The sequence below is a fragment of the Paenibacillus sp. FSL R5-0914 genome, assembly GCF_038004525.1.
In the GTDB taxonomy this organism is placed as follows: Bacteria; Bacillota; Bacilli; order Paenibacillales; family Paenibacillaceae; genus Paenibacillus_AQ.
Genome location: NZ_JBBORH010000001.1, coordinates 2279081 through 2305688, shown reverse-complemented (window position 1 = coordinate 2305688; position 26608 = coordinate 2279081). Strand labels below are relative to the sequence as shown.

General features: G+C 40.3%; 23 protein-coding genes and 1 other annotated feature (1 of these 24 only partly in view). All 23 genes read right to left on the bottom strand.

Annotation, left to right across the window (positions count from 1 at the left end; all coding sequences use genetic code 11):
• Positions 1-203 (bottom strand) — a binding site (T-box leader) (it extends 80 nt beyond the left edge of the window).
• 341 nt (positions 204-544) lie between these two features.
• A complete protein-coding gene (locus MKX60_RS10070) occupies positions 545-1915 on the bottom strand; it encodes a LysM peptidoglycan-binding domain-containing protein (RefSeq protein WP_341059703.1) in 1371 nt (456 codons plus the stop codon).
• Positions 1916-2276: 361 nt separating this feature from the next.
• Positions 2277-3212 (bottom strand): RluA family pseudouridine synthase, encoded by a 936-nt coding sequence (locus MKX60_RS10065; protein WP_341059701.1) that lies wholly within the window; start codon positions 3210-3212, stop codon positions 2277-2279.
• On the bottom strand, positions 3209-4510 hold the full coding sequence (gene hemL, locus MKX60_RS10060; RefSeq protein WP_341059699.1) for a glutamate-1-semialdehyde 2,1-aminomutase: 1302 nt from the start codon (positions 4508-4510) through the stop codon (positions 3209-3211). Before hemL ends, MKX60_RS10065 begins: the two co-directional genes overlap by 4 nt.
• Before the next feature lie 78 nt (positions 4511-4588).
• Entirely contained in the window at positions 4589-5587 is a 999-nt protein-coding gene (gene hemB / locus MKX60_RS10055) for a porphobilinogen synthase (protein ID WP_042191201.1), read from the bottom strand.
• 222 nt (positions 5588-5809) lie between these two features.
• Positions 5810-7357, bottom strand: a complete 1548-nt coding sequence (gene cobA, locus MKX60_RS10050; RefSeq protein WP_341059696.1) for a uroporphyrinogen-III C-methyltransferase — start codon at positions 7355-7357, stop codon at positions 5810-5812.
• A 5-nt stretch (positions 7358-7362) separates the two neighbouring features.
• Positions 7363-8316 (bottom strand): hydroxymethylbilane synthase, encoded by a 954-nt coding sequence (gene hemC / locus MKX60_RS10045; protein WP_283908776.1) that lies wholly within the window; start codon positions 8314-8316, stop codon positions 7363-7365.
• Between the two features lie 349 nt (positions 8317-8665).
• Positions 8666-9313, bottom strand: coding sequence for a precorrin-2 dehydrogenase/sirohydrochlorin ferrochelatase family protein (locus MKX60_RS10040; RefSeq protein WP_341059694.1), 648 nt, complete (start codon positions 9311-9313; stop codon positions 8666-8668).
• Between the two features lie 5 nt (positions 9314-9318).
• A complete protein-coding gene (gene ccsA, locus MKX60_RS10035) occupies positions 9319-10146 on the bottom strand; it encodes a cytochrome c biogenesis protein CcsA (protein WP_076286483.1) in 828 nt (275 codons plus the stop codon).
• A 5-nt stretch (positions 10147-10151) separates the two neighbouring features.
• Complete coding sequence (gene hemA / locus MKX60_RS10030) at positions 10152-11549, bottom strand: glutamyl-tRNA reductase (RefSeq protein WP_076286482.1); 1398 nt, start codon at positions 11547-11549, stop codon at positions 10152-10154.
• 436 nt (positions 11550-11985) lie between these two features.
• On the bottom strand, positions 11986-12624 hold the full coding sequence (locus tag MKX60_RS10025) for a YdcF family protein (protein ID WP_341059692.1): 639 nt from the start codon (positions 12622-12624) through the stop codon (positions 11986-11988).
• A 74-nt stretch (positions 12625-12698) separates the two neighbouring features.
• Positions 12699-13724 carry a GDP-mannose 4,6-dehydratase gene (locus MKX60_RS10020; protein WP_341059691.1) on the bottom strand — a complete coding sequence of 342 codons (1026 nt, stop codon included), beginning with the start codon at positions 13722-13724 and terminating at the stop codon, positions 12699-12701.
• Positions 13725-13741: 17 nt separating this feature from the next.
• Entirely contained in the window at positions 13742-15097 is a 1356-nt protein-coding gene (locus MKX60_RS10015; RefSeq protein ID WP_341059689.1) for a UDP-glucose dehydrogenase family protein, read from the bottom strand.
• 41 nt (positions 15098-15138) lie between these two features.
• Complete coding sequence (locus MKX60_RS10010; RefSeq protein ID WP_341059687.1) at positions 15139-16596, bottom strand: lipopolysaccharide biosynthesis protein; 1458 nt, start codon at positions 16594-16596, stop codon at positions 15139-15141.
• A 32-nt stretch (positions 16597-16628) separates the two neighbouring features.
• Complete coding sequence (locus MKX60_RS10005) at positions 16629-17537, bottom strand: ATP-grasp fold amidoligase family protein (RefSeq protein WP_341059686.1); 909 nt, start codon at positions 17535-17537, stop codon at positions 16629-16631.
• 26 nt (positions 17538-17563) lie between these two features.
• Positions 17564-18766 (bottom strand): glycosyltransferase, encoded by a 1203-nt coding sequence (locus MKX60_RS10000; RefSeq protein WP_341059684.1) that lies wholly within the window; start codon positions 18764-18766, stop codon positions 17564-17566.
• Positions 18767-18803: 37 nt separating this feature from the next.
• Positions 18804-19880 (bottom strand): hypothetical protein, encoded by a 1077-nt coding sequence (locus tag MKX60_RS09995; protein WP_341059682.1) that lies wholly within the window; start codon positions 19878-19880, stop codon positions 18804-18806.
• Between the two features lie 23 nt (positions 19881-19903).
• The gene (locus MKX60_RS09990; RefSeq protein ID WP_341059681.1) at positions 19904-21025 is read right to left on the bottom strand and encodes an EpsG family protein; all 1122 of its coding nucleotides are present in this window, start codon (positions 21023-21025) and stop codon (positions 19904-19906) included.
• Positions 21026-21040: 15 nt separating this feature from the next.
• Positions 21041-22144: a glycosyltransferase gene (locus tag MKX60_RS09985; protein WP_341059680.1), complete on the bottom strand. Its 1104-nt coding sequence runs from the start codon at positions 22142-22144 to the stop codon at positions 21041-21043.
• A gap of 41 nt (positions 22145-22185) precedes the next feature.
• Positions 22186-23292: a glycosyltransferase family 4 protein gene (locus MKX60_RS09980; protein ID WP_341059679.1), complete on the bottom strand. Its 1107-nt coding sequence runs from the start codon at positions 23290-23292 to the stop codon at positions 22186-22188.
• A 13-nt stretch (positions 23293-23305) separates the two neighbouring features.
• A complete protein-coding gene (locus MKX60_RS09975; protein WP_341059677.1) occupies positions 23306-24187 on the bottom strand; it encodes an NAD-dependent epimerase/dehydratase family protein in 882 nt (293 codons plus the stop codon).
• A gap of 1 nt (position 24188) precedes the next feature.
• Positions 24189-24815 carry a sugar transferase gene (locus MKX60_RS09970; RefSeq protein ID WP_341059676.1) on the bottom strand — a complete coding sequence of 209 codons (627 nt, stop codon included), beginning with the start codon at positions 24813-24815 and terminating at the stop codon, positions 24189-24191.
• Between the two features lie 96 nt (positions 24816-24911).
• Positions 24912-25910 carry a stalk domain-containing protein gene (locus tag MKX60_RS09965; RefSeq protein ID WP_341059675.1) on the bottom strand — a complete coding sequence of 333 codons (999 nt, stop codon included), beginning with the start codon at positions 25908-25910 and terminating at the stop codon, positions 24912-24914.
• 2 nt (positions 25911-25912) lie between these two features.
• Positions 25913-26593 (bottom strand): hypothetical protein, encoded by a 681-nt coding sequence (locus MKX60_RS09960; protein ID WP_341059674.1) that lies wholly within the window; start codon positions 26591-26593, stop codon positions 25913-25915.
• Between the last annotated feature and the right edge of the window lie 15 nt (positions 26594-26608).

The following is a 26608-nucleotide window of genomic DNA, read 5'->3' as shown; positions in this document are numbered from 1 at the left end:
TACGGTTCAGAAGCTTAGCGCGACACTCGTACAGATAACGGCTGCTACCGGCCACATCCTAACTTATCTTTCATATCATGAAGACAAGCTCAGAAGGGCGACTCCGGGGCGACTTCGGTGGCTGTATCCTACGGAATGTCACAGCACTTGCATTCCGCTCTCTGAAGGGCTGACCGCCTACTCTTCCCGTTCCCAGTCTTTACTTAGATATTGCTTACTCCATAATACATTTTGAGTCATCCCTAGTCAACCTGAATAGGCTTCTACAGCGGGACTTTAAGCGGAATTTCGACTTATAGCGTGCATATGTCGAATTTTCATTCGATTCATCACTCTGCGTTGGTTAGATACCCCACATTCTAACGTTCTCCGGTCACACAAGAATAAACGCCTTCGACATCCTTTTACGGAGGGTAAGCGTTTATTTGAGAAATATAAGGATAATGTATAACGTGAAACTTATATATTCTTATATTTGACAAAAATCCCGATCTACTATCAGATCGGGATTCACCTATTCATATGAGTACGCATTGTAATTCGATTACGGAATGTACAACACTTGCCCTTCTTCTACACTCTGCCCAGACAATCGATTATACATTCCCAGCTCCCGCGCACTTAGCTGATATTTCTCTGCGATTGTATCCAGCGTTTCTTCACGCTGCACGATGCAAAGGCGAACCTTACGGAATAGGTTAGCGCCATCTGCTCCAGCAATGAATCTGCTCTTCCACTCCGTATTATTTCCGGCCTCTGGAATGATCGCTGCAGCCGATGCATTTCCTTCAGATAGGAGAGCCTCTTGTTCTTTACGAGAACGACTAGAGCTGAGTAATGAAGAGAAGGTGAGATGTTCTTTGACTGGAGCCTCAGCATCTTTCTTGCTTCCTAGCGCAATCTTAAGATCTTGCTTCTCCTCTGACTGTGGCACAGTCTCTTGAGAAACAAAAACTTCATTCGTATTCTCGTGGATCAGCTGAGCATTCTCTTCTTGTGCATGAAGCTCATTATTGGCCTCGTTTTCCGAAGCGAATACGGCAATATCTTGATCCGCATCAGCATTAGCTGCTGGAACAGCGGTTTCTCTTGAAGCAAAAGTATATTCAGCTTCTTGCTCCTGATCCGCTTGACTCGCCAGGCTAACTTGATTCAGCTGAGTGGCCTCAGCTTCATTCTGTGACTCAGCTTTAAACCAGTAATCCGCTATTCCTGCTTTGGAATCCTCTGTTTGCGAATCCAGACTATGCGTCCGAGCTTTCGCGCCCTTGTCCTTCTCATGAGCGGATGAGAAATTCACTATAGGGGACGAATGACCAGCTCCACTTGAGACCAGTGGAGCCTCTGATGCGTCTGCATTAGCTTCAGCATGCTCATGTTCTTCTACGGCAACCTCCGATGCATCCTCGCCAAAGGTCCACTGAGAATTTTCATAAAGTGCATCAGTTTCGTGCTCTTGGTTCTCTGCAGATGCTTCGATTACCCTGTCATCACTGAGAGGGGAATAGGCAACTGTGTACTCTTCCTGCTGCCAGGCCGGTTGTGGTTGAGGCTCCGCACCACCGATTCCCCGCAGTGATAATACGCCTGTTATATTCACTGTGCGCATCGTGAGCAGATCAATATCAAAATTCTCGATCTCCACCCCGATATCTTCAATCGAGCTGACGCGTGTAAGCGGAACTGTGATTTCAACGGGAATGGCATGCTCCAGACGTTGTGTTCGGTCATCTTCACTCCGGTAGAGTCCGGTAAGCAACAGCTGACCATATAACTCGGCACGATCCTCCCGCTGAATCACCTGGATTTCCGGAAGTAGTTCAACCTCCTCCAGCTCAGCTATTCCCGGAAGCTCTTCCGATAGGTGAATGCGTTCATAAATATCAAACCGCAAGCCGTGGGACTGATCAAACACGGGATATGTCCTCCTTCTTGGCATAATCTAACCCTGAGACAGGCCCAGAGCATAAGCCCAAAATGTTACTCCCCACATGTATATGCTTCAAACAGAAAGGCATGACAACTTTGGTGGCACTAACCGGACAGGATGCTATTAATTTCATAAATTCAGGGACTATTCGAACCTATCTGCCGGCCAATAGATGAACTACTCCGCATGAACAAAGTATTATATGCTGCTTTTGCTATTAGGACATAGATAGATGCTTCTTTCTGAAAAAACAGAAAATTATTTACTCCCACGAAAAAATAGATAAAAAAGAACCGTAATACCAGCATTTGCTGATACCACGATTCTCAGGTTTATAACGAAGCCGTCAAGGCGCTTCAGACAGCAGCTCCCGCAGCTGAAGCATATCCTCCGGCCACGGATCGCTTACTTCCAGTTGTTCACCGCTCCAAGGGTGGCGGAAAGACAGCAGCTCGCCATGGAGCGCATGTCGGCCGGCGGCACTGGAAGCCCAGACCGGGCCGCCATATAGCGCATCCCCATACAAGGGATGACCCATATGGCTGAGATGGACGCGAATCTGATGCGTCCGTCCGGTCTCCAGCTGCACATGCACCAGGCTCCCGCCATGCAGTGCTTCGCGTCCGATGATTCGAGTCACGGCGGACTGTCCGCCGGGTGAGACTCTTCTCCGCGCCGCATGATGACGATCGCGCCCAATCGGCGCGTCGATCACTTTAAGCGTAGGCGGCACTGTGCCTTCGACGATCGCGGCGTAGAGCCGCGAGATGCTTTTTTCACGCATATTCTCGTCTAGGACAAGCTGTGCGAACTCATTCTTCGCGTACATCACCGGACCTGTTGTATCCTTGTCCAGTCGGTGAATATGCCTTACAGCTGCACTAACACCGGTAGCGACATAATGCGCAGCTACAAGGTGATCCAGCGTTACACCTAAGCCACTGCCATCCGGATGAACCGCCATGCCTGCCGGCTTGTGGGCAACCAAGCAAAAATCATCCTCATACAACACTTCAAGCTCTTCCCATACCGGTTCAATGCCGGCTTCACGATCCGGAAAAAGTGCCAGTCGCAGTCGATCTCCCTTCCACTGAATGCCCCCCTCGCGGCGCAGACGCAGACGAAGCTTCTCAGGCATACCTACAGTTTCCAGCAGCCACTTATCAATTGCAGCTTCAGAATCCTCGGCTCCTGTAATGATTTTGCCGGGTGTTACTTCCAGCCACTCCCCACGTCTAGTCCAAGCTCCACCACCGGTTCGTTCTCCGGCTCCAATACTCAAAGGGCCTTCAGGGCATTATAGTGGCCCTCAATGGTATCATCAATATCCTGCTCACTATGCGCAGCCGACACGAACATACCTTCAAACTGTGAAGGTGGCACGCTAATGCCTTGGCTCAGCATATGACCAAAATAACGACGGAATAGATCCGTGTTGCTAGTCTTGGCTGTTTCAAAGTTAGTTACTGGTCCTTCCGTGAAAAACGGACAGACCATCGAGCCCACGCGATTTATTGTCAGTGGAACACCGGTCTCGATTGCATTCTTTTTCAAGCCTGCCTCTAGACGCGCCCCTAATTGCTCAAGACGATCATATACTTCCGGTGTCAGCAGCTTCAGTGTAGTGAGTCCTGCCGCCATCGCTAATGGATTACCACTAAGTGTGCCAGCCTGATAGATCGGTCCCGTAGGAGCGATTTGCTCCATAATCTCTCTTTTGCCGCCATAAGCGCCGACTGGAAGTCCTCCACCGATAACTTTGCCGAAGCAGGTAATATCCGGAGTAATGTTGAACAAGCCTTGAGCACAGCCACGATTGACACGGAAGCCTGTCATTACCTCATCAAAGATAAGCAAAGATCCATTGTCTGAAGTTAACTTGCGAAGTCCTTCCAGAAATCCCGGAAGTGGTGGTACAACACCCATGTTGCCGGCAATCGGCTCTACGATCACTGCGGCAATCTCACTGCCAAAACGTTCGAAAGCAATCTGAGTGGACTCCAAATCATTGTATGGAACTGTAATCGTATTTACTGCCACACCTTCGGGAACACCTGGGCTGTCCGGCAGACCTAATGTGGCTACACCGGAACCCGCTTTAATAAGCAGACTATCCGCGTGACCATGGTAGGATCCTTCGAATTTCAAAATTTTACTGCGTCCTGTATAACCACGTGCCAAACGAATCGCACTCATCGTCGCTTCCGTTCCGGAGTTAACCATACGTACGATATCTACAGAGGCTACACGTTCGACAACCGTTTTTGCCATTTCAGTTTCAAGTAAAGTTGGTGCACCAAAGCTTGTCCCTTTTACCGCCGTCTCCTGCAATGCCTTTACAACCTCAGGATGCGCATGACCCATAATCAGCGGTCCCCATGAGCATACATAGTCGATAAAGCTGTTGCCGTCGATATCATAAATACGCGATCCGATCCCATGATCCACATAAATCGGAGTCAATCCTACGGATTTGAACGCCCGTACAGGGCTATTCACCCCACCGGGAATATATTGTTTTGCTTCATCAAAAGCCTTGCGGGACGCTTCCTCTTTACGCGCTATTGGCTCATTACTCATCTATCTTCACTCCTATTCTGTTCTTGGTCACACAGGTATAAGGCAGCTGCCTATGCAGCGATATCGTTGTGATTGAGATTAACCACGCAGCCAGCGCGCAGCATCTTTTGCAAAATAAGTAATAATAATGTCCGCGCCGGCGCGTTTCATACCAGTCAGCATCTCCAGCACAACGGCTTGCTCGTCAATCCAGCCTTGCAGGGCTGCTGCTTTTACCATGGAATATTCGCCACTCACATTGTAAGCCACAAGAGGTAAATCAAATTGGTCACGAATCGTACGAATCACGTCCAAGTAAGCCAGAGCTGGCTTCACCATTAACATATCTGCGCCTTCCAGCACATCGGATTCTGCTTCACGAAGCGCTTCGCGCAGATTGGCAGGGTCCATTTGATACGTTTTGCGATTTCCGAACTGTGGTGCTGAATCCGCAGCTTCGCGGAAAGGGCCATAAAATGCCGAAGCATATTTGACCGAATACGACATAATCGGCACATGCTCAAAACCATTCTCATCCAGTCCCGCACGAATCGCATGTACGAATCCATCCATCATATTCGAAGGGGCAATTATATCTGCTCCAGCTTTAGCTTGGGATACCGCCGTACGGGTCAACAGCTCTAGCGAAGCATCGTTGATGACATCACCGTGTACCACACCATTTACCGTATGCGTATGCACCATCCCGCAATGTCCGTGATCCGTAAATTCACAAAGGCAGGTATCTGCAACGACCAACAGCTCAGGGTACCACTGCTTGATCAAGCGAGTAGCTTCTTGCACAATTCCATCCTCTGCGAAACCGGAAGAACCGATTGCATCCTTCGTTTCAGGAATCCCGAATAACAGTACAGCCGGAATGCCTAGTGCGGCAATCTCGTCCACTTCTGCTTTTAAAGTATCCAGCGAAAAATGGTACACGCCCGGCATCGAGCTAATCTCATTCTTCACACCTGTTCCATAAGTCACAAATATAGGCTGTACAAAATCCAGCACATTCAGTACTGTCTCCCGCACCATACCGCGAATTCCAGCAGAACCGCGTAGACGACGGTGACGTGTAATTGGAAAGCTCATTTGTTCATCCTCCTGAAAATAAAATATATAGACACAACGGACATTTATAGTTTGCCCGTCTAACTGCCAGTTAGTTAACAATCTGATTTCATTGCAGAATGTGCAATAGAAAAGACTTAGAATTGGAATTGATTCTAAATTTAAGAGATTCTATTGTACAAACTACAACCAGTCTAAAATTACTTATATTAATAGGGCTATAGCTCACCTATCTCTATGAAACTACTTGAGCCTAGTCTCCGCATTCCATCGACAGAGTTCCTGCACCAGACTATTAATAGTTGCTTCTTCAGGTAGCAGTCCCGGGGTAAGCCCCGCTTCCACGGCAGTCTGCTCGGTTAATGGCCCGATGCAGGCTATTTTCACGTTAGCTAGCAATGGGAGTGGATCTTCGATCCCCATTCTTTTCAAAATGTGGATGAAATTGCGCACCGTCGAAGAACTAGTAAAAGTCACCGCGTGAACGCGCCCCTCCTCCAGCAGCTTCAGCAGCTCGTCGTCATCCTCACCCGTCACAACCGTCTCATAGGTATCGACGTCTGTGACTTGAAGGCCAAGCTCTCTCAGCTTGTCCGGCAGCCAGTCGCGCCCCAGATCGCCGCGCGGCAACAGCACGTTCTGCCCCGGCAGCAGCTGGGGACCGAACGTCTCAATCAGACCTTCCGCCTGAAACTTCGCCGGAAGCTCCTCAGCAATTACCCCGCGCTGCGCCAGCGCGGCTGCTGTACCCGGCCCCACTGCTGCAATCCTTGCGCGGTGAAGCCCCCGAATGTCCGCCCCCTGCTCCGCTAAGTGGCGCCAAAAAAACTCCACGCCGTTCGGGCTAGTGAAGAATACCCAATCGTACGATTCCAGCGCGCCAAACGCCGCTGCAATCTTCTCCTTCTTCTCTGCGCCTTCCGGCATGATCGTCTCGATCACCGGGAACTCGTAGGGTTCCCCGCCGAGTTCCTCAATCATATCCACCAGCTCGCTCGCTTGGCTCCGAGCCCGTGTCACCACGATGCGTTTGCCGAATAACGGCATCGCCTCGGCCCACTTGAGCTGCTCACGCTGCAGCACCACGTCGCCAACGACGATGACGGCTGGCGGCTGAAAATCTGCCGCCTTCACCTTCGCCTCAATATCGGCGAGGGTTCCCGTCAGTGTCTCCTGATCTGCGCGGGTACCCCAGCGCACCAGCGCCACTGGTGTTTCTGGCGGACGCCCATGCTTGATCAGCTGGGCGCTGATATATCCTATTTTAGCTACGCCCATCAGGAATACTAACGTCCCCGTGGCATTCGTTACTTTATCCCAATGAATGGAATGATCCAGTTTATCTGGGCTCTCATGTCCGGTGATAATCGACAGGGAAGAAGCATGATCGCGGTGCGTGACAGGTATACCCGCATAAGCAGGTACGCTGATCGCCGACGTGATACCCGGTACGATTTCGTAATAGATCCCATTTTTGCGCAGCAGCTCCGCTTCTTCACCTACGCGGCCAAAAATCGTAGGGTCCCCACCCTTCAGCCGCACCACTGTTTTCCCCTGTAAAGCCAGATCAACTAACAATTGATTAATCTCTTCCTGCTTCATCGTGTGGCGATCCGGCAGCTTGCCAACATAAATCTTCTCGCCGCCGGGCTTCATGCATTTCAGCAATCTAGGACTTGCCAGCCGATCGTACACCAGCACGTCGCTTTTTTGAATACACTCGAGGCCTTTTACAGTAATCAGCTTTGCGTCCCCGGGACCTGCACCTACCAAATAAACCTTCCCCGTCAATCCCCTCATCCCCTAACGTCTGACAGTATCTTCTCCGCTCCTCTTGCGATCAGCTTCTTAGCGACTTCTTCGCCGAGCTGTACCGGGTCTACCCCAGTGCAAGTTTCTTTCAAAATCGTTGAACCGTCAGGTGTTCCCACCATTCCGGTTAAGGAGATTATTTTGTGCTCCGCAGTAGTGGCTTCCGCGGCTGCGTCAAGCACCGCATAAGCGCCAATTGGCACTTGGCAGCCGCCGTTCAGCGCGCCAAGGAAAGTGCGCTCCGCCGCCACCGTCAACGCTGTATCGGCGTCGTTATATAACGCCAGCAGCTTCCGCAGGTCGGCGTCATCTGCGCGGCACTCGATGCCGAGTGCGCCCTGCCCTACAGCGGGCAGGCAAACTTCCGGCGGCAGGTAGGCGCTCACGCGATCCTGCCAGCCCATGCGCGACAGCCCCGCTGCTGCAAGCAGGATCGCGTCGTATTCGCCGCTCTCCAGCTTGCCCAGCCGCGAGTCAATGTTGCCGCGCACGGGCTCAATGACCAGATCAGGCCGCAGCGCAGCTAGCTGGCTGGAGCGGCGTAGGCTGCTTGTGCCTACGCGTGCACCCTGAGGCAGCTCGTCCAGCGAGACGCCTCCGTTAGAGATCAGTGCATCGCGCGGATCGACGCGCTTCGGCACAGCGCCGTTGATCAGCCCCTCCGGCAGCTCGGAGGGCATGTCCTTCATGCTGTGCACCGCCATGTCGATTTCTTCGTCCAGCATCGCTTGCTCGATTTCCTTCACGAACAACCCTTTGCCGCCTACCTTGGACAAGGTGACATCTAGGATGCGGTCCCCTTTTGTAACAATCTTTTTCACTTCAAAAGTGAATCCAAAACCATGCTCCTCGCTCAGTCGCTCCAGATCCGCAATCACATGCCCCGTTTGCGTCAACGCAAGCGCACTCTGTCTACTCCCCACAATAATCTTACGCATTGTCCATTCCTCCTGATTACGTCTGCCTCTTACTCTTCACCGTAGACCGTATATAGTAATCCAAACTAACCAAAAGCTACTCCACACTATTTAAAGGGCATTTTTGCCCTTAATTTAGCTCCTTCGTCGGTTATAGCTCAATTCAGGGGTATTTTTACCCCTCTTTTAACTAATATGAGCGTTTTAGAGCAATTCAAGGGTATTTATACCCTTCATTTATCTCTATCGGCGACTATTACTCAATTAAGGGGTATTTTTGCCGCTCTTTCGACCATTTCAGCCACATCAACCGTACTCATATCATTAATCTAACCTAATTTTGTAATCTTCACAGTGTCCACGCGCACTTTTACTCCGCCCGATGATCAGCAATCCAAGCGTCCATATCCTCCGGGCTCCACGCAATAAAGCTACCGTTTCTTATTTCATTTAACACATCGAGCGCCCCAAGCTTCCGCAAAAGTCTGCCACGAACTTCAGCAGAAGATTCTTGTTCCTTAATCCGGGTTCGCATGGTATGTACAAAATCCAAATATGGCTCATACGCCGCATCCAGCGCCTCTTCAAGCACACTTTTAATCCTCGCAGCCGCAAGCGGACCAGCACCCGAAGTAGATACAGCTACCGTTAAACGACCCCTCCGTACAACCCCGGGCGTGATAAAATTCCCCGCTTCCGCATGGCTAGCCACATTCACATGAATGCCAAGTCGCCTAGACTCCTGCGCAACCTCTTCATTAACCGTTCTATCGTTAGTGGCTGCATATACGAGAAAGGCCCCACGGAGATCTCCGGGAGCATAAGGGCGGTCATGCCAGGTCATGAGACCCTTTTTCACTAGAGAGGCAAGCGTATCTGTCAAAGAGGGACTAATCATCTTAACTACCGCTCCAGCTTCCAGCAGCCCACTCACCTTCCGTTCAGCCACGGCGCCACCGCCAATAACCACAACCTGTTGCTTTTCACAATCCAGCATTATGGGCAAATACCGAGTCATGCTCTTCACTCCCCGCTCCAACCGTGAAAACCAGATAAAGAATTCAACAAAAAATTCAAGATAGTAAAAGCATATCCTAAAATCGCCCAGCGAGCCATACTTACTCCACTTTTCCGCCCGGATTTCTTAAAGATAATATAAAATATGTAAATTCCAAGGCCAATAAGTGTCGTTAGTACTTTTAAATCCTTCAATAATAATGTCCGTCCCTCAGAAACAATAGATAAGCTAGCCACCACCAGAGAGATTGCCAGCAAAGGAGTCCCCACCAGAATAGCGGTGTAAGAATATTTATCTGTAGTCTCTAAGTTCGGTAAACGACGAATTCGGTCACTCCATTGCTTGCTTTTGAGTCTGGTGTGCAGGAATAAGTACAATATTGCAAATACCGTCCCAAGCGTCAGTGCAGCAAAACTCAAATTGGCCAAAATCACATGCATTGTCAACCAGCCATACACCGAGCTCCAAGTCTCAAGCGTATGTCCCCCCGCCGTCAGCCACACCCGATTTAGGAGAAAAACACAGAATCCAGCCACACTAAGCAGCAGAATCGTAAACTCGCCTCCACGTGTAAAAGCCACCGCAAGCGAAGTCAGCACAATACTAAATGCAAACCAGAACAAGAAATCATAAGGTGTGAAAATGGGCAGTCCCTTCTCCTGAGAGAAACGAATCCCCAGTCCTGCAGCTTGCAAAAGACCCACAACAACAAGAAGCCCCGTGCCTAACCGCTTCCCACTCGGGTTGCGATAAAGGCAATCCGAGAAAACAAACAGCAGGCTCAGGGCATATAGCAGCAGAGCGGCATCATATATTCCGTTCAGCAGTTGCATATCACTCACCTACCCAACAGGCCTGCCGGAGCAAGTACCGTCTTAGGCACAGAAAAATCGCCGCTACCGGCAGTACGTTCTGTGGAACTAGACTGCTTAACCGGGGCGGAATCTCCGCCATCTGAATTAGATTCGAGCTGTTCCTGTAGCGCAAAGATTTTGGAGAAATAATCAAGAGCTTCATTCCCCTGCTTGCCACCGGACATCTCTTTAATTACATTGATTGGATCATGCATCATCTGGTTCACAATGCTTTTGGTCAAGCGACGGATCACCTTGCGCTGATGCTCGTCCAGCTCAGGCAGCTTATTGAACAGGCTCTCCATCGTTTCCTCATGAATCGCATTCGACTTATCTTGAAGCGCCCGGATTACCGGTCTCACGCCAAGCGTCTTAAGCCACAGCTGGAACTCATCCATTTCCTCACCGATCATCACTTCAATCTTCGCAGCTTCACTCCGGCGCATTTCCAGGTTGCTCTCCACAATGCCCTCCAGATCGTCAATATCATACAAAAAAACATCTGGCACATTAGCCGCTGCAGGATCAATATCACGTGGTACAGCTATATCAATCATAAAAAGCGGCCGCGAAGGGCGACGCTTCATAGCATTCGCTACCTGATCTGCCGAAAGTACATAGCCGTCAGCTCCCGTTGAGCTGATCACGATATCTACCTCATTAAGAGTTTTTAGCGCATCTTCAATCGTGCTTGGCTTACCCGAGAACTTCTCTGCCAGTTCAATCGCACGCGACAGCGTACGGTTAGCGACAATCACCTCAGCCGCACCACTACTATATAGATGCTTTACAGTGAGCTCGCTCATTTTGCCGGCGCCGAGGATCAGCACTCTTTTACCAGTGAACATACCAAAAATCCGCTTGCCCAGCTCCACTGCCGCATAACTGACAGATACTGCGCTTTCGCCGATTGACGTTTCACTATGTGCTCTCTTGCCGAGTGTCACCGCTTGTTTAAATAACCGATTGAACCAAGTTCCAGTTACACCCTCAGCCTGAGCTGTGAGAAAAGAACTCCGTACCTGTCCCAGGATCTGCGTCTCGCCAATCACCATGGAATCCAGGCCGCAGGTCACGCGGAACAAATGCGCAATCGCCTGCTCGTCTTCATATATATACATATGCTGTGCAAATTGCTCATTTTTCACTCCAAACCACTGCTCCATAAAGCCGCGGAGGAAATACCCTCCCATATGAAGGCGGTCCATGACCACATAAATTTCCGTACGGTTGCAGGTGGCTACTACGACCCCTTCCAGCACACCCTTCGTCTTCATCAATTGATGAAGCGCTGCCGGAAGATCACTCTCCGCAAAAGCAAACTGTTCCCTAACCTCCACGGGAGCCGTACGATAATTCAGGCCAACGACGACGATGTGCATCGATAGTTCACCATCCTAGTCTCTATTCATTACTGTGTACAGTTATATTAAAGAATATTTTTACATAATATTCACTTTCACAACATCTCAAAACACTGTGTTAAGTATATCACACGAAAATACGACTTTTTACAGATTTTTTGAACGCTTTATGAAATCCAGATAATAATTATTATAAATAAAAAACCGCAGGTTCGCTACGGTTAGGATGGGTTATTTTGTGATTAATTATTAGTTGGTGGGAGTGGGAAGGACATTTTATTAACTAGTAGTTCTGAATATCGTCATAATTCCTCTGAGAATAGAGCATCAGATATGTGTTTCAAAACTTCTCAGGTTTTACAACTTTTATCGATGCTACTTCTCCAAATGATTTACAAGCTAAGTTTGCTTCGTTCATAACGACCACCTCGGAGAAAGTATATGCTATTCCAAGCTAGCGAAACCAGTTCTTCATCTGATCAAGAATACTTTTTGCCTCCGATCCATTGAAACCGAAGGTATTACCGATCATTTTCACATACTCGTTGAACGTTGTTTCCCTACTCTTTCGGTCACTCCACCAGCGCTTAGCGTTATATCCTGAGGCAGATGCTACATACGTAAGCTCAATATCTGACTTTTTGTACACACGATCAAAAAGAAACTTAACCCGGCGCATATGAAAATCCGAGGAAACGACAATTGCAGAATGAAAATCGTGTTCCTTCATTACAGAGAGTGTGAACTCTGCATTCTGGTTAGTGCTTTCGGCTGCTTTCTCGGTATAGATAGCGTCATGTGGTATACCGAGATTAAAGGCAGTTTGAAGCATATCACCTGATGAACTCGTCGACTCTTTGGCATTAGAAAGAATTATAGAAGGAGCGTAGCCAGCTTTATATAACTCGGCTGCTTTTTCTACCCTTTCTTGACCTCCGCTGAGAACGATGATGGCGTCTGCTTGCTTGGGTAGTTGAGTTAAGGTTAGAAAACGGCCAGCTGTGAAGAAGAAAAAGAAAATCAATAGAAAAATTACACATATCAAATTAAGTCTTTTTCTTTTTTTCTTCAATTTATTTGTATTGCTCTTCATACAATATTCCTATCTCAATGACTAATTTTTAAACACTTATTAATTCACAGCTGAATTTTGCTCAAAACAATACCTCATCTTGCATCATAGTATTCCACATACCAATCAGCGAATTTCTGTAAACCTTCCTCTATGGAAGTTCTTGGCTTAAATCCTACAGCTTGTTCTAATAAATCTGTAGATGCATAAGTTGCAGGTACATCCCCGGGTTTAATGGGTTCAAATATTTTATTAAATATCACTTCTCTACCAGTAGCCTTGCTTAAACATTTTTCTAATGTTTCAATAAATACCATTAATTTTTCTGGACTGTTATTTCCTATATTAAAAACCTTATGAGGAACAGTTTCTGTCGGGGCTTTACTTAAAAGTCTCTCGATACCCTCTACAATGTCGTCTACGTAAGTAAAGTCTCGATAAAGATCGTTTTTAAAATCACCATTATTAAATATTTTAATATATTCATCAGCAAAATATTTCTGGGTAAATCCAAAGTAGGCCATATCTGGACGGCCCATAGGGCCGTAAACAGTAAAAAACCGTAGACCAGTAGTCGGTATCTTATAAAGATGACTATATGTATGCGCCATTAGCTCATTTGACTTTTTCGTAGCTGCATATAGCGATTCCGGATGATCTACAACATCGGATTCCTCAAAAGGAACCTTCTTATTAGATCCATAAACTGAGCTGGATGAAGCATATACAAGATGGTCAACTGGATGATTTCTACAGGCTTCAAGAATGTTAAAGAAACCTACAATATTGCTTTGAATATACACATCAGGATTCTCTATAGAGTATCGTACCCCTGCTTGTGCTGCTAGATTTACAACTATGTTCGGTTTGTATTCTTCAAAGACCTTAGTGATTAAGTCCTTGTCTGAGATATCAACTTTTATGAATTCAAAACGGCTAAACAACTTTAGTTGCTCTAAGCGACCGTATTTGAGGTTAACATCATAGTAATCATTTATATTATCAACACCGAGAACTCGGCTGCCTTGCTCCAATAAGCTTTTAGATAAATAATATCCTATAAAGCCTGCTGCTCCAGTAATTAGAAATGTTTTCGTGTTATCTACAGGTATATCATTCAAATAGCTCGCCCCTTCAACTATCTTCCGATGGAATAATACTCAACGCCAACATCTTTCATATCTTGAACCCCGTACAAATTTCTACCATCGTATACTAATGGCGTTCTCATTAATTCTTTATAAACTTCCGGTTGAATTTCTTTTATCTCTCCCCACTCTGTAAATACAAAACAGACATTAGCACCTTCAAGTGCTTCTTTTATGCTCTCAACATATTTGATACTTCCTTTGCCGTTCTGACCTTCTGGATACTCCTTCGAAAAATTCACTTTCCCAACAGGATCATAAGCATGAATTTCTGCTCCCTGTTCTAATAACAAAGGTATATTTTCAAGTGATGCAGCTTCTCTTAAGTCATCTGTTCCAGGCTTAAACGTCAATCCCAGCACTGCTACTTTTAGGCCGTTGAAGGTAATGAGTCTTTTAGTGGCCTTCTTAAATAGAATCGTCTTTTGGTTAGTATTCACATCAATAGCAGCTTTAACTGTTTTAAGCTCATAGCCATTTTGTCTTGCTAAGTATTCTAGCGCCTTCGTATCTTTAGGGAAGCAACTACCACCATAACCAATACCAGCATTTAAGAACTTACTGCCGATGCGTTCGTCAAAAGACATACCTCTAGATACATCTTGAATATCAGCCCCTACCAATTCGCAGAGATTAGCAATATCGTTCATGTAAGATATCTTTAGAGCGAGGAAATCATTAGATGCGTATTTAATCATCTCTGCAGATCTTCTTTTAACAGATACAACTGGAATATTGAACGGCTTATAAATTTTCATTAGTATATCTTCTGCCCATTTGCTCTCTGTTCCAATAATGATTCTTGCCGCTTGCAAAGTATCTCTAACTGCTGTACCTTGCGCTAAGAATTCCGGATTAGATGCTACCTCTACTCTGATCTTCCTACTGGTTCCACTACTATTTCCAGTGAGCCCTTTCGCATCTTGAGGCAAGAAATCATAGATGAACTGTTCTACCTTATCATTAGTCCCCACAGGAACTGTAGATTTAACCACTACCAAACAATCATGCTCAATTGTTTCAGCAATTTGTCTGGCCACATTAGCTATGTATGTTAGATTTGCGGAACCATCCAGTTGCTCAGGTGTTCCAACGCCTATAAAGATTGCATCTGCATCCCTATAAGCTTTTGCATAATCTGTAGTATAATCGATTCTTCCCTTTGCGTAATTCTTCTGCATAAGTCCTTCAAGATCAGCTTCATAAATTGGAGAAGTACCCGATTTCATCAATTGGACTTTCTCCTCGTCGATATCGACACAAGTTACTTGGTGCCCCACTTCTGCAAAGCAAACGCCGGCCACAAGGCCGACATAGCCGGTTCCGGCTACGGCAATTTTGTACATGGAAACAGCTGTCCTCCTTAAACTAAATAGTTTATAATAATTTATATTTTTCCTTTTTTGAAAATAAAATTTTTAAAGTAATAAAAATCATTTCTTGCTACTACAAACATAAAAGATAGATATACCATCAAGCAGATTAGTATTGATAAGAAACTCCACCATGTAGCTCCAGACAATAATTTTAGCGAAATCGCACAAATTGCCATACCAATGCTAAAAAATAAAGGGAAAACGGTGTTTTTTAAAATACTCAAAGTAGAAAATCCCATGAATTTTCTCATGAAATAAAACCCTAGCAATATAGCTTGTATCCTTATAAATGCCCTAGAATAAACCAAAGGCCAGAAACCAAACTTTAAGCTCACTAAACAAGTAGGCACTAAAAAACATAAATGAATAATTTGCTGTATGAAGGATAATTTCGGATTCCCTTTAGATCTATAAACTTCGCTATTTAAATTAGAGTAAACTATGGTTAGAGCAGAGGTAAAAGACCAAACACCTATAACCTTACTTGCCTCAACCCATTGACTGCCTAACATAATTTTTGTAGCTAGCTCACTGTATAAGAATAATCCTACTCCTAAGGGAATAATAATGTAAGCTATCATTTTTTGAGCTTTATAGAAGGTTAACTTAAATGCGCTATCTTCATTTTGCAGTTGTGATAAAGCTGAAAACAAAACAGTTGTAATTGAAGCAGTTACTATGGACATTAAAGAATTAACCATATTAAGTGAAGTCTTATATAATCCTAAATAATATGTGTCAAGAACACTTGAAATTAATAACGTATCAATCCATATTGTTAGCCATATTGAGATTGACTCAAACAACGACCATATGCTAAATGAAAACATTTTCTTTAAAATTTTAATATCAAAGAAAAATCTAGGTTTCCATGTTGACTTGATTATTAAAATAATAGAATTAGATAACTGTACTAAAATAGAACCGATAATTATAGCCCAGTAGCTAAGACCCAAAAATGCTAAAGGTACTGTTATTAATAATGGTATAAAAATTGAGACTGATCTTACTAAAAAGAGCACTTTAAACTCCAAATTCTTTTTATAAAGTGCCATAGGAATACTTGAGAGAGACAGAAGAGGTAATTGTATACAAGCCATAGCTATTACATTACCCATATTAGGATTTCCTACAAAATTTGCTATTTGTTCACGAAAGATAATAATTAATCCTAAAAATACAATAGAAAATATAAAATTAGTCCAAAAAGCTACTTCCATATTTTCATATGTTTCTTTTTTATCTTTAAAAGTCCGCTGTATTATGTATTTCTGAAACCCTGCATCAGCAATCATTTCAGCAAAACTAATTATCATGGTAATCATTGCAACTACCCCAAAAGCTTCGGGAGTGATAATTCTAGCAAGAACCATATTAGTGATAGGTGTAACAATTTTCGAGAGAATTTCAGTAATTGTAGACCACTTAATAGCTTTATTTATCTGCTTTGATAAGTCCAATTCATTCAAAATTCATCTTCCTTTAAATAGTCTTTTAAGTTCTAATTGGGCAAAGTTATCCAGTCTCCCAATAATTTATCATATTTGAAGGGTTCAAATCCTTCAAACCCTGAACCTGGATACAAGGTCATTTCACCAAAATATAAAACCCCATCCAATTCATAAAAATCAACTCTCATAAATGAAGTATTTTGTGAGAGAATCTCAGATATTTCTATCATCTTATTATAATTCACGGGTTTCTGAAAATTGAAATTACTTTTAGGATAATACCTCTCAAAAGGAAGTTTTTTCCAGTCCAAGTCATAAAAAGTTACATTCAATCCCTCATTTGTATTTCTACCAGAACATATAAATGAACATTTTACCTTCCCATTAAAACACATAAATTTATAATCTATAAGTTCAGTATCTTTAGTGCTTCTTAAATATTGTTCACAAATCAGCTTAGGCTTAACATCTTTATAAGGCCATTCTCTTCCATTATAAAAAAAATTCCTCTTAAAACTGCGATTAATTATCTTCTTTGCATCCTTTATATTTAACTTATTCTTATCTTGACAAACTATCACTCCACCAGAATCATGGGTACACTTCAAAACGAATGAATTTGGTAAACTCTCAAAATTAATACTCTCAAAATCTTCATAAACTCCATATAAAGGAATCAAAATAGAGTCACCTACTAGCGTTCTAACTATATCCCTAACTTTCAATTTATCAACGTATTCTGTATAAATTTCCTTTCTATCATATAATTTCAACCATTGTAATTTTTCATTAAATGTAATGGGATTATTTAAGTTAAGCTTCTTATTCATTTTAACTTTAAACATTAATTTAAGATAAAGCTTATCTGGCATCCAATTTAATAGACCAACATAGTTTGCATACAAAAAGATTTTCTTAGGCTCTTTAACCACCGATTTTAATTGATTCACTAATCTCATTATGCAGTCCCTTTCTATGCTTACGTTTATAAAATGAATTCTTCCACATAAGCAATAAGTCTAGAGTAATATTTATCCAACGAATTGTTATTGACTGTGTATTTTTGATTACTATCAGTAATATCTTTATACTCCGTAGGAGTTAACATATAAGCTCTATTAAATTTATCAATCATATCTATTTTATTTGTTACATCAAAAGTATATCCTCTATTGTCAGAGAGCATTTCTGGTATCCCTCCTCGATCGCTACCTATAACTAAAATCTTTAATGCTAAGCCTTCAAGCACCGTATTCGGGTAATTTTCCATCCATACTGATGGAACTATAATAGTATGAACATCTCGCAAAGTGTACATCATTTCCGAATATTCAAGAGAACCAATATATCTAATTTTCTCACATTCAGTAACTTTTTTTTCAAATAGATCCTTTACATCATCATAAATTTTACCAGCTATTAACAATTCAACCTCTTTGTCCTTTTGAAACTCTTCAAATGCATCTAAAAGTTCCATAATTCCTTTTTTTGTATTGATAGCACCATAATAGAGGAATTTTTTCATTTCAAAATCCGTATTTTTTTCAAATTGTTTATACTTTTCGAAATCAAAGGAATTATTAATACAGGTAGTGTTATATCCATTTTGAATACAAAATTCGGATAATTTCTTGCTTGGGGAAATGTATTTTTTTATACTTTCTTTTCTGTAGGCGTTAATATCTTTCCACAAGGAAAATCTTAACTTTCTAGCAAGAGAGCTACCACAAACCTTATTACAATTGTTATACTGATATCCACAACAAATACTCCCATCAGGTTTTATACATGTACCAAGAGGACATATGGCTGAATAATCTCTTAATGTTTGAAATGACTTGAAATCCTTTATAACAGAATAAACGGTAAATGGTTCCTTATTCAGGTTATTCAAATGAATTACATCAGGAGCGAATTTCTTTACCCGACTTATCAAAACATCATACAACCTATGGTTAATACGTAATAAATTCATACGATTTAGGTTTCTTCTAATAGAAGAATACATTAAAGGAATATTAAAAAATCCATTACCCTCATTGTAAACATTATCTTTTTCAGAAATTTTTTCATCTAAGGTTATCAATAACACTTCATGACCGTTGTTCTCTAATGCTTTTTTTTCTCTTAAAGTTTGTACTTCAGTTCCACCGTAAACAATATAATCATTAATTATCAATATTTTCATAATTCCTCCACAAAAATCTATTAATCATCTGAAATACTTATGATAAATTTTTTATTATTCTATTAATGTTCTCGCTTATAACCTTATCTGAATAGTCAAATAGCAATTTCTCATGGCTAACAAATGTGAACTTTATATTTTCTTCATCACGATTAAGTATTTCCAATAAATCCTTAACATTATTGAAAGTTACAATTTTATCAGGATAAGAATCAGCATAATATTTCAGAGTATTATTTGTTTGCAACAAAATTGGCAAATTCATTTCCGCCGCTTCAAATAGGATTCCACTTGTTTTGAAGTTGTATTTATCATCGTAGGGTAATAAAATATAAGAACTTTTAGCCATAGTATCAAAATATTCTTCATCAGTTATTCTTGAATTATATACCTCTATCTTTTTTAACTTAACTTCAAAGTGTTTACTTTTAAATATTATTTTAGTATTTTCCGGTATTTCTTCATGACAGTTAATTATACTTCTTATAAAATTTTCATCATTACTTAAACTAGGAGCAAATATTATCTTACTTTCGTCCTTTAGACTATCAAAATTTTTCTTTACTTGAATCTTAGGAAGTGGATGGGGTATTATCCAAACTTTGTTTCTTATACCCACTTCGTTAATCATGTACTCTTTTATATATGGTTCTAGGACTATCAGTTCTAATTTTTTACTTAAATTTTTCCAGGCAATTCTTTTTAATAAACTATAGTTTATATCAGATATTGCATGATCAACAAAGACACATCTTTGTTTTAAAAATCGGGTCGCAATTGAAAAAGAAATAATATCCACAGAACTAAAAAAAATAAGATCATATTTTTCCAATTTAAAATTTTTCTTTATCCATTTTAAGCACTGAAACTGCCTTATTCTGTATCCAATTTTAAATAATGCTAAATTATTATATTCAGAAATAATCATTTCCGGAATATATTTATCTGGTATATATGAGATATCGTTTATATTCAAATGCTTATCATGTAAATCCAGATAGTTTTCTCTTATTAGCAGGTCTACTTCATCAAACTCTCCTAACGCTCGAAGAATACCATAATTATAATTTTTATGACCAATTGGAGACATTAAATCAATAAACAAAATTCTCATTTTTATTTATCCTCATATTTTATTTAATAAATTATTACATCTAGGTCTATATTAAATATACTTTTAAATGGAATATATAAATCCCAATAGTTTAATAATACAGAATAATTTCTTAATGCTAGATATGAAAGAAATATTAAAAAAACTACTACTTTTAGCCAATGATTCTTTATCCCCTTAAATATGAAAGGTAATAATATAATTTGTGTCATCATAAAAGGTAAGGCAATTCTAGTTAAAGAAACAGAACTAAAGTATGTACCAAAGTAAAGAATCGAACCAAAAAGAAAAATCTTGAACAATCCACTATATAAAGGATTATTTTCATATTTGCTTATAAATAAGTATAAAAAAATAACAACTAATATAACTGTATTTGCTAACCCAAAAACCCCTTCTCCAATGTTATTATTACTGATATAATTTATTACTTTTGATTCATAACTTCCACCTAATATTGTGGACAAAAAATACATTATATCAGTAGTGAAAAATGATAAACCCGGAATTAAAAGCACTATTAACATTATTGAATATTTATTGATTCTAAAATAATAAATAAAATATGCAACAACAAAAATCAGTGAAGATCTATGAAATAAAGTAGCCAACACAACTAAAAGTAAGAAACTAATTTTTTTCTTATCTCGAATACATATCAAAGAATAAAATAGAATTATATACGCTATTGTACTTCTGACAACAAATATATTGCCAAGAAACAGTGACCACATAATCCAAAGCATTGTAACGGGATATTCCTTAATATAATCAGATGATGTAATGTTCTTATCAGAATAGGAAAATTTCTGGATAGTTTTACTCTGAAAAAAATAAACAATTAAAGCACATATTAATAGAAAAAATGAGTAATTATCATAAATGCTGTTTGTAAAATAATTCAAATACTTATAACCAATTTCGAAGAGTGTATTATCTTTAAGCGGTATAGCTTTAATATTTATAAAATAATTATAGTAGGCATTCCAATCCGTCCCCCTCTGCCACCTTATTGAAGATATAAACAAAAAAAACAAGCATATAATAGTTATTATTTTTCGTTTATTTAAATTTCTCGATTTCACAAAAATTTCAAAAAAAGATAAAAGGGATAGCATTAAAAAAATTGAAATGTATATAATCATAAAGGTACCCTCATTTTATTTTATCTGCATATATTCTTTCAGTAAAAGCTCACTAATAATTTTTATGTCAAAACTTGATTTTTTCATTTTATTAACTTCATTAAATCTCTCGAAAGAACTAGTATTAAGAATAGTTTCAGCCCAAACTTTGGGACTCTCCTCAAGAGGGAGAGCATAAACTTTCCCAGTTATATTAACTTCTTCAGGCACACTATTCGAAACAAAACTAATTAAACCTGAAACTTGAGCTTCTACTAGAACCATTCCTAAACCTTCATTTTTAGAAGGTAATAAAAAAACATCCATAACCATCAATAATTCATTAATGTCAGATCGTTCACCTAATAACCTCACTTTACCAGTCAAATCTCTTTTAGATATTTCTTCTTCAATTAGGTATTTCAAGGGGCCATCTCCGGCTATAATTAATACAACATTTTTATTAATTTCAATTAGAGTTTGGAATATTTCCAAAAGAAATAAATGATTTTTTTCATGTACTAATCTACCGATATTTCCAACAACTAAACAATCCTCTAAATCCATTTTTTTTCTTTTCTTTTCCCTTATAGCTTCATTAAAGATGAATTCTTCGATCTTAATACCACTGTATATGATGCTAACTTTACCTTTTTCAAGTTTCTTTCTGCCATATCCCCATTCCCCAGCATTTCTAGAACAAGCATAATGCTGAGTAGCAAGCATATTCAAAATGAACTTACTAAATATATTTGTAATTTTTCGAAAGCGACTAGGATTTTTAAAATAAGTGTGAACGTGACTAATACGTATTTTCTTCCTGGCTAAAAATGCCATTAATAGCTCCAGGCATACTTCCAAGTTCCCATGAAAGTGGATAATATCATAATCTGTATTTTTAAAAATCTTATACGCTTCTATTGCAGATTTTATCGGGTGTTTTCTTCTATGCGATAGATGATATATTTTCGAGCCTTCTTTGCTCAATTTTCCTTCCATTATTCCACAGTCATTATGAGTAATAAAATCAAATTTAATTAACTTTCTATCTATATTCATGTAACAATTATATAGGAATTTTTCAACTCCTCCAGATCCTAAACTACTCACAACATGTAATACTGTAACATGTGTATTCATTATAAAAGAGCCTCATCTAATTTTATTTGATAATGCTATTCTTATTTGCAGTTATATAAGTCAATCATATCTTCCATAATTTTCTCAATTGCAAATTGTTCTCTTAAAAGAATATTTTTATTGTAAAACTCTTTTCTTAAAGCTTGTGAGTCATGTAGCTTTATAATCTGTAAAGCAACTTCATCAGGACTCTTTAAATTAAACACATAACCATTTTCACCATTTATAACAAGATCTCTATTTCCCCTGCAGTTTGATACTAATAGTGGAAGACCAGTGCTAATAGCTTCCATTATATTTACTGGTAAGCCTTCCTGTCTCGAGGATGAAATTGCAATATCAGATAGCAGCATCAAATTATTAATATCATTACGATACCCTAAAAATTCAACATAATCTTTTAAATCCAGATTTTCAGACAGTGATTTATATTCTTCAAGCTTTTCACCTGTTCCAACAAGTAAAAGCTTTATATTAGGAATCTTATTCTTTAGAATATTAACTGCCCTTATAAGTAAATCTTGATGTTTTCTATAGCTTAACTCACCAACATATATAAGAATAAAGTCATCTAAGTTGTAACCCTTATCAATACGTTGACGATTTTTGCCCTCTAGCGTCTGAATAGAGAATTCATCAAGATTGATACCAACACCATTGATTAACATTACTTTACTTCTGAATTTTTTTTTTGCTATGTTATAATCTTCATTATTAATTGTTATTAAACAATCAGTATATCTAGAAAGCCATTTTTCCATAGGATAAAATAACAACCAATTTTTTAATGGAGCTCCTTTGAAAAAGTGAAATCCATGGGCAGTATAAAAAATACTCGTCTCTTTCTGTCTGCTCTTTCTGGCAGCTAATCTTGTTATCACTGAGCCCATTGGAGTATGACAATGAATAAGATCAAAATGATTATTAGTAATAATTTTTTTCAATTCCTTATAAGCAAGTATATTTTCTCTTTTATATGGAGATCGCTGAAATGGCACGTTATGTTTGACATTAGTATATGCAATTTGAGTATCACCATTGCTGGCAACATGTACTTCATAACCTTTATCTTGAAAATATTTCAAATACGGAAGATGAAAATTTATGATATGACTATCAACTGTTGCTGTAAATAATATTTTTTTCATTTAATATGCACCTTTAAATGTTAATAGTATCACTTCTCTTAATAGATTCTTCAAAATCAAAACTGCAATAATCATATTTTTCATGATGGGATATTCTTTTGTCATAATATAAATTACCAAACACTTTCTCAACAAAAGACGATCCCCCTCCAAATAACCTAATTACAAATCCAAGTCCCGGAGAATAATATATCTTCTTGTTGTGGATTTTCGCTATAATTTTAACAAGCTCTGATGTGCAAACAAACTCTTTATTCTGCGGTAAAAATACCCCTTCATCATTGTGAAAAATTATTTTTTTCAAAAATTCTGACAGATGATCAACAAAAATCATACTTCTCTCATTTTTTATTAGTGGAAATATAGGTGTTGAGAGGGCTATTTTCTTAAGTCTTTCGTAGTTTCCAGGACAATGAGGCCCATATACCATCGGCGGTCTTACAATTGCTATCTTAAATTGATCATCTCTTAATTTCGTTAACTCGTTCTCTCCAGCCATTTTACTTTCACCATAAAATGACACAGGATTACACATTGAATCATGATTAATATTCATTTTTTTCCCAATGGAACCTTCAACTCCATAAACAGCCATACTACTCATATAAATAAAGTGTCGAACACCTGCACTTTTCGCCTTTTTCGCTACAGCTAATGCTAAATCTCTATTAACTGTATAGTAATCATGTTTAGAAATTAAATTTTTCTTTTTATGGACTAGAGCCGCTAAGTGGAGCACTACATCATAAACTGAAAAATCACGTTCCTTCCATTCCGTACCTCTTACCGATAGTTCCACAACTTCGTATTGATCTGGCCATTGTTCCAGCCACTTAATAAAATTGGTACCAACGTAACTCCCTTTGCCAGTAATTAATATCTTTCGTTTACTCATTTTATAAAGTTACCCCTTTAGTAGAAGACACTTCCTGTTTATTCGTTCCTTCTTTTACACCCTCAGATTTAAGAACACTCAGGATCGTCATAAAAAATACCTTTATATCAAAAATAAAAGAAAGACTTGCAACATATTCTCCATCCAGCTTCGCCTTCTTCTCAATGGGCAACTCATCTCTACCATTAATCTGAGCCCACCCAGTCAACCCTGGCTTAATATCATTAGCTCCGTATTTATCTCTTTCAGCAATCAAGTCGTATTGATTCCACAACGCAGGGCGAGGTCCAACGATACTCATTTCACCTTTGAGGATATTAATAATCTGAGGTAGTTCGTCCAAGCTTGTTTTTCTTAGGAACTTACCTACTTTAGTAATAAAGAAATCCGGATCCTTCAATAGATGAGTTGGCATATCATTAGGAGTGTCCGTTCGCATGGTTCTAAATTTAAGGATGTAGAATTCCGATTTATTTTTACCTAATCGCTTTTGTTTAAATAAGATAGGGCCTTTTGAGCTTGTCTTAATCGCAATCGCAATGATCAAGAAAACCGGCCATAACACTAACATTCCGATTAAAGCCAGCAGAAAATCAATGGTTTGTTTCACGTAAACATAAGGTCTCATAAATTCACCTGATCCTTTAAGTTACTATTTTCTATCTATGTAATCTATGTACATAATCTCTATGTCAAAGACATAGAGATTATCGTCTTATCTTGTTTAGTTAGCCATTCCCTCAGCCAAATCTTTACCCAATTGAAGCTGCGATTCAAATTCACTTCTATATTGACTTATGATAGCCGTACTATAGCCATTACTGTTCAGTTTTTGTTCAGTGTCGGCAACTATACTATTGAAGCTAGCAGTAAACGCTGAAAGTTGTTGTACACCTTTAGCCTTAATACTCTTTTTACTCGCTTCATCTTTTGCTCCGAGATACTCTAACGCAATACTCATTAATGTCGATTGGCTTTGATCTTTGAGTGCAGTAAGCTTTGCTTCCGTTTCACTAGTAATAGTTTCATAAGATACTTTCCCAGTACCCGCAGTACCACCACCAGCTGCACCAGTTGAATCCGTTGGTGCTGGTGTCGCTACTGGAGATGGATTTTTGCCACCTTGCTCTTGATACGCCTTAGAAGCGGCAGTAATGGTTTTCGTCTTCTGATCCCAGCTAATGTTATGACCTACAGATTCCGATAAAAAACGTATAGGTACATATAAAGAGCCATTCAAGATGAAGCTGGATTGGCCTGCAGGCAGTGCCTTGGTTGCACCGTTAAATACATAACTTGCCTTCACTTGATTGAGTAAAAGATTCTTAGATTCTGCTGAAGCACTAGTACCATTTGTTGCATTCATTAAATACTCTTTAATCACTACTAGCTCTGAACTGTTAGGCTCTGCTACGGTAACCTTAACGTTCTTAGCATCCCAGCTCACACTCTTCTGTATGGCATATGACATAAACCGCAATGGAACATAAGTTGTATTGTTATACATAAACACGTACTGCCCTACTGGTGGTTGAATGCTAACACCGTCAAAAATCATCTTTACATTCATACTTTGTACTTTGACCGTAGCTGTTGCCACCTTAGTTGTTGCATTTGGTACCGCTGCTGCTGATACGGAAATAGGAGCGGATGCCGTTAAGGGTGCTAACCATATTGAAGCTATTAACGATAGAGCTATGACTGGTAGCGTTGCTTTAGACATACTTATTCACTTCCCTTTTCTTTCGCTTTTAATTGTTCTTCTTCTTTAAGGATTTCATCATGTGTCTTCCCGCGACTGATACCATATTTCTTGGCAACCTGTGAAAGCTCATTGTATTGTTCTTCGGAAACCTTACCGAGGATGATACTGCGTGCTTCCCGCTTCTCATCAAGCGTTAGGCCACCCTTGGCAAGATCTTTTAGACGGTTGATATCAGATACACTTAGTTGACCGAGCACAATAGCAGCTACATCTGCTTTATCCTTCATCGTTACGTTCTCTTGAATTTCTTTAGCTTTATCTGTTGAGACCTGTGCCGTATATCCATCTGAAGAGCTATCTTTCGAATCTGTTGATGGAGCTTTCGTAGGTTCACTAGAAGTAGAAGCTGTTGTATCTTTTCCAGTATCCCCAGTATCTTTGCTTCCCTTATCATCTGTTGATGGAGCAGGTGTTGCAGAAGCTACAGGTTCGACCTTCCCATCTGCAACTGTATCTTCAGGTGCAGTTCCTTGATCTTGACCACCACTAACTTGATCCTCAGACTCCAGATCAAAACCATCCACCATAGAATTCATCAGCTTATCGACCGCATAATTCGCAGCGAACAAACCACCAACACCCAGAACTACAATGACTGACAGCGTCCATAAAAGGATCTTTTTCCATCGTTTGTTGAACACTTATGTATCCCCCTT

Coding starts and splice junctions, on each gene's coding strand:
- MKX60_RS09995 (WP_341059682.1), bottom strand. CDS start 19,880: ATGAGAATTTTGTTTATTGATTTAATGTCTCCAATTGGTCATAAAAAT.
- MKX60_RS10025 (WP_341059692.1), bottom strand. CDS start 12,624: ATGAAGAGCAATACAAATAAATTGAAGAAAAAAAGAAAAAGACTTAAT.
- MKX60_RS10005 (WP_341059686.1), bottom strand. CDS start 17,537: ATGAGATTAGTGAATCAATTAAAATCGGTGGTTAAAGAGCCTAAGAAA.
- MKX60_RS10015 (WP_341059689.1), bottom strand. CDS start 15,097: ATGTACAAAATTGCCGTAGCCGGAACCGGCTATGTCGGCCTTGTGGCC.
- hemA (WP_076286482.1), bottom strand. CDS start 11,549: ATGCACATCGTCGTCGTTGGCCTGAATTATCGTACGGCTCCCGTGGAG.
- MKX60_RS09985 (WP_341059680.1), bottom strand. CDS start 22,144: ATGAATACACATGTTACAGTATTACATGTTGTGAGTAGTTTAGGATCT.
- MKX60_RS09965 (WP_341059675.1), bottom strand. CDS start 25,910: ATGTCTAAAGCAACGCTACCAGTCATAGCTCTATCGTTAATAGCTTCA.
- MKX60_RS10040 (WP_341059694.1), bottom strand. CDS start 9,313: ATGACTCGGTATTTGCCCATAATGCTGGATTGTGAAAAGCAACAGGTT.
- MKX60_RS09980 (WP_341059679.1), bottom strand. CDS start 23,292: ATGAAAAAAATATTATTTACAGCAACAGTTGATAGTCATATCATAAAT.
- MKX60_RS09970 (WP_341059676.1), bottom strand. CDS start 24,815: ATGAGACCTTATGTTTACGTGAAACAAACCATTGATTTTCTGCTGGCT.
- hemC (WP_283908776.1), bottom strand. CDS start 8,316: ATGCGTAAGATTATTGTGGGGAGTAGACAGAGTGCGCTTGCGTTGACG.
- MKX60_RS09990 (WP_341059681.1), bottom strand. CDS start 21,025: ATGATTATATACATTTCAATTTTTTTAATGCTATCCCTTTTATCTTTT.
- MKX60_RS09975 (WP_341059677.1), bottom strand. CDS start 24,187: ATGAGTAAACGAAAGATATTAATTACTGGCAAAGGGAGTTACGTTGGT.
- MKX60_RS10000 (WP_341059684.1), bottom strand. CDS start 18,766: ATGAAAATATTGATAATTAATGATTATATTGTTTACGGTGGAACTGAA.
- ccsA (WP_076286483.1), bottom strand. CDS start 10,146: ATGCAACTGCTGAACGGAATATATGATGCCGCTCTGCTGCTATATGCC.
- hemB (WP_042191201.1), bottom strand. CDS start 5,587: ATGAGCTTTCCAATTACACGTCACCGTCGTCTACGCGGTTCTGCTGGA.
- hemL (WP_341059699.1), bottom strand. CDS start 4,510: ATGAGTAATGAGCCAATAGCGCGTAAAGAGGAAGCGTCCCGCAAGGCT.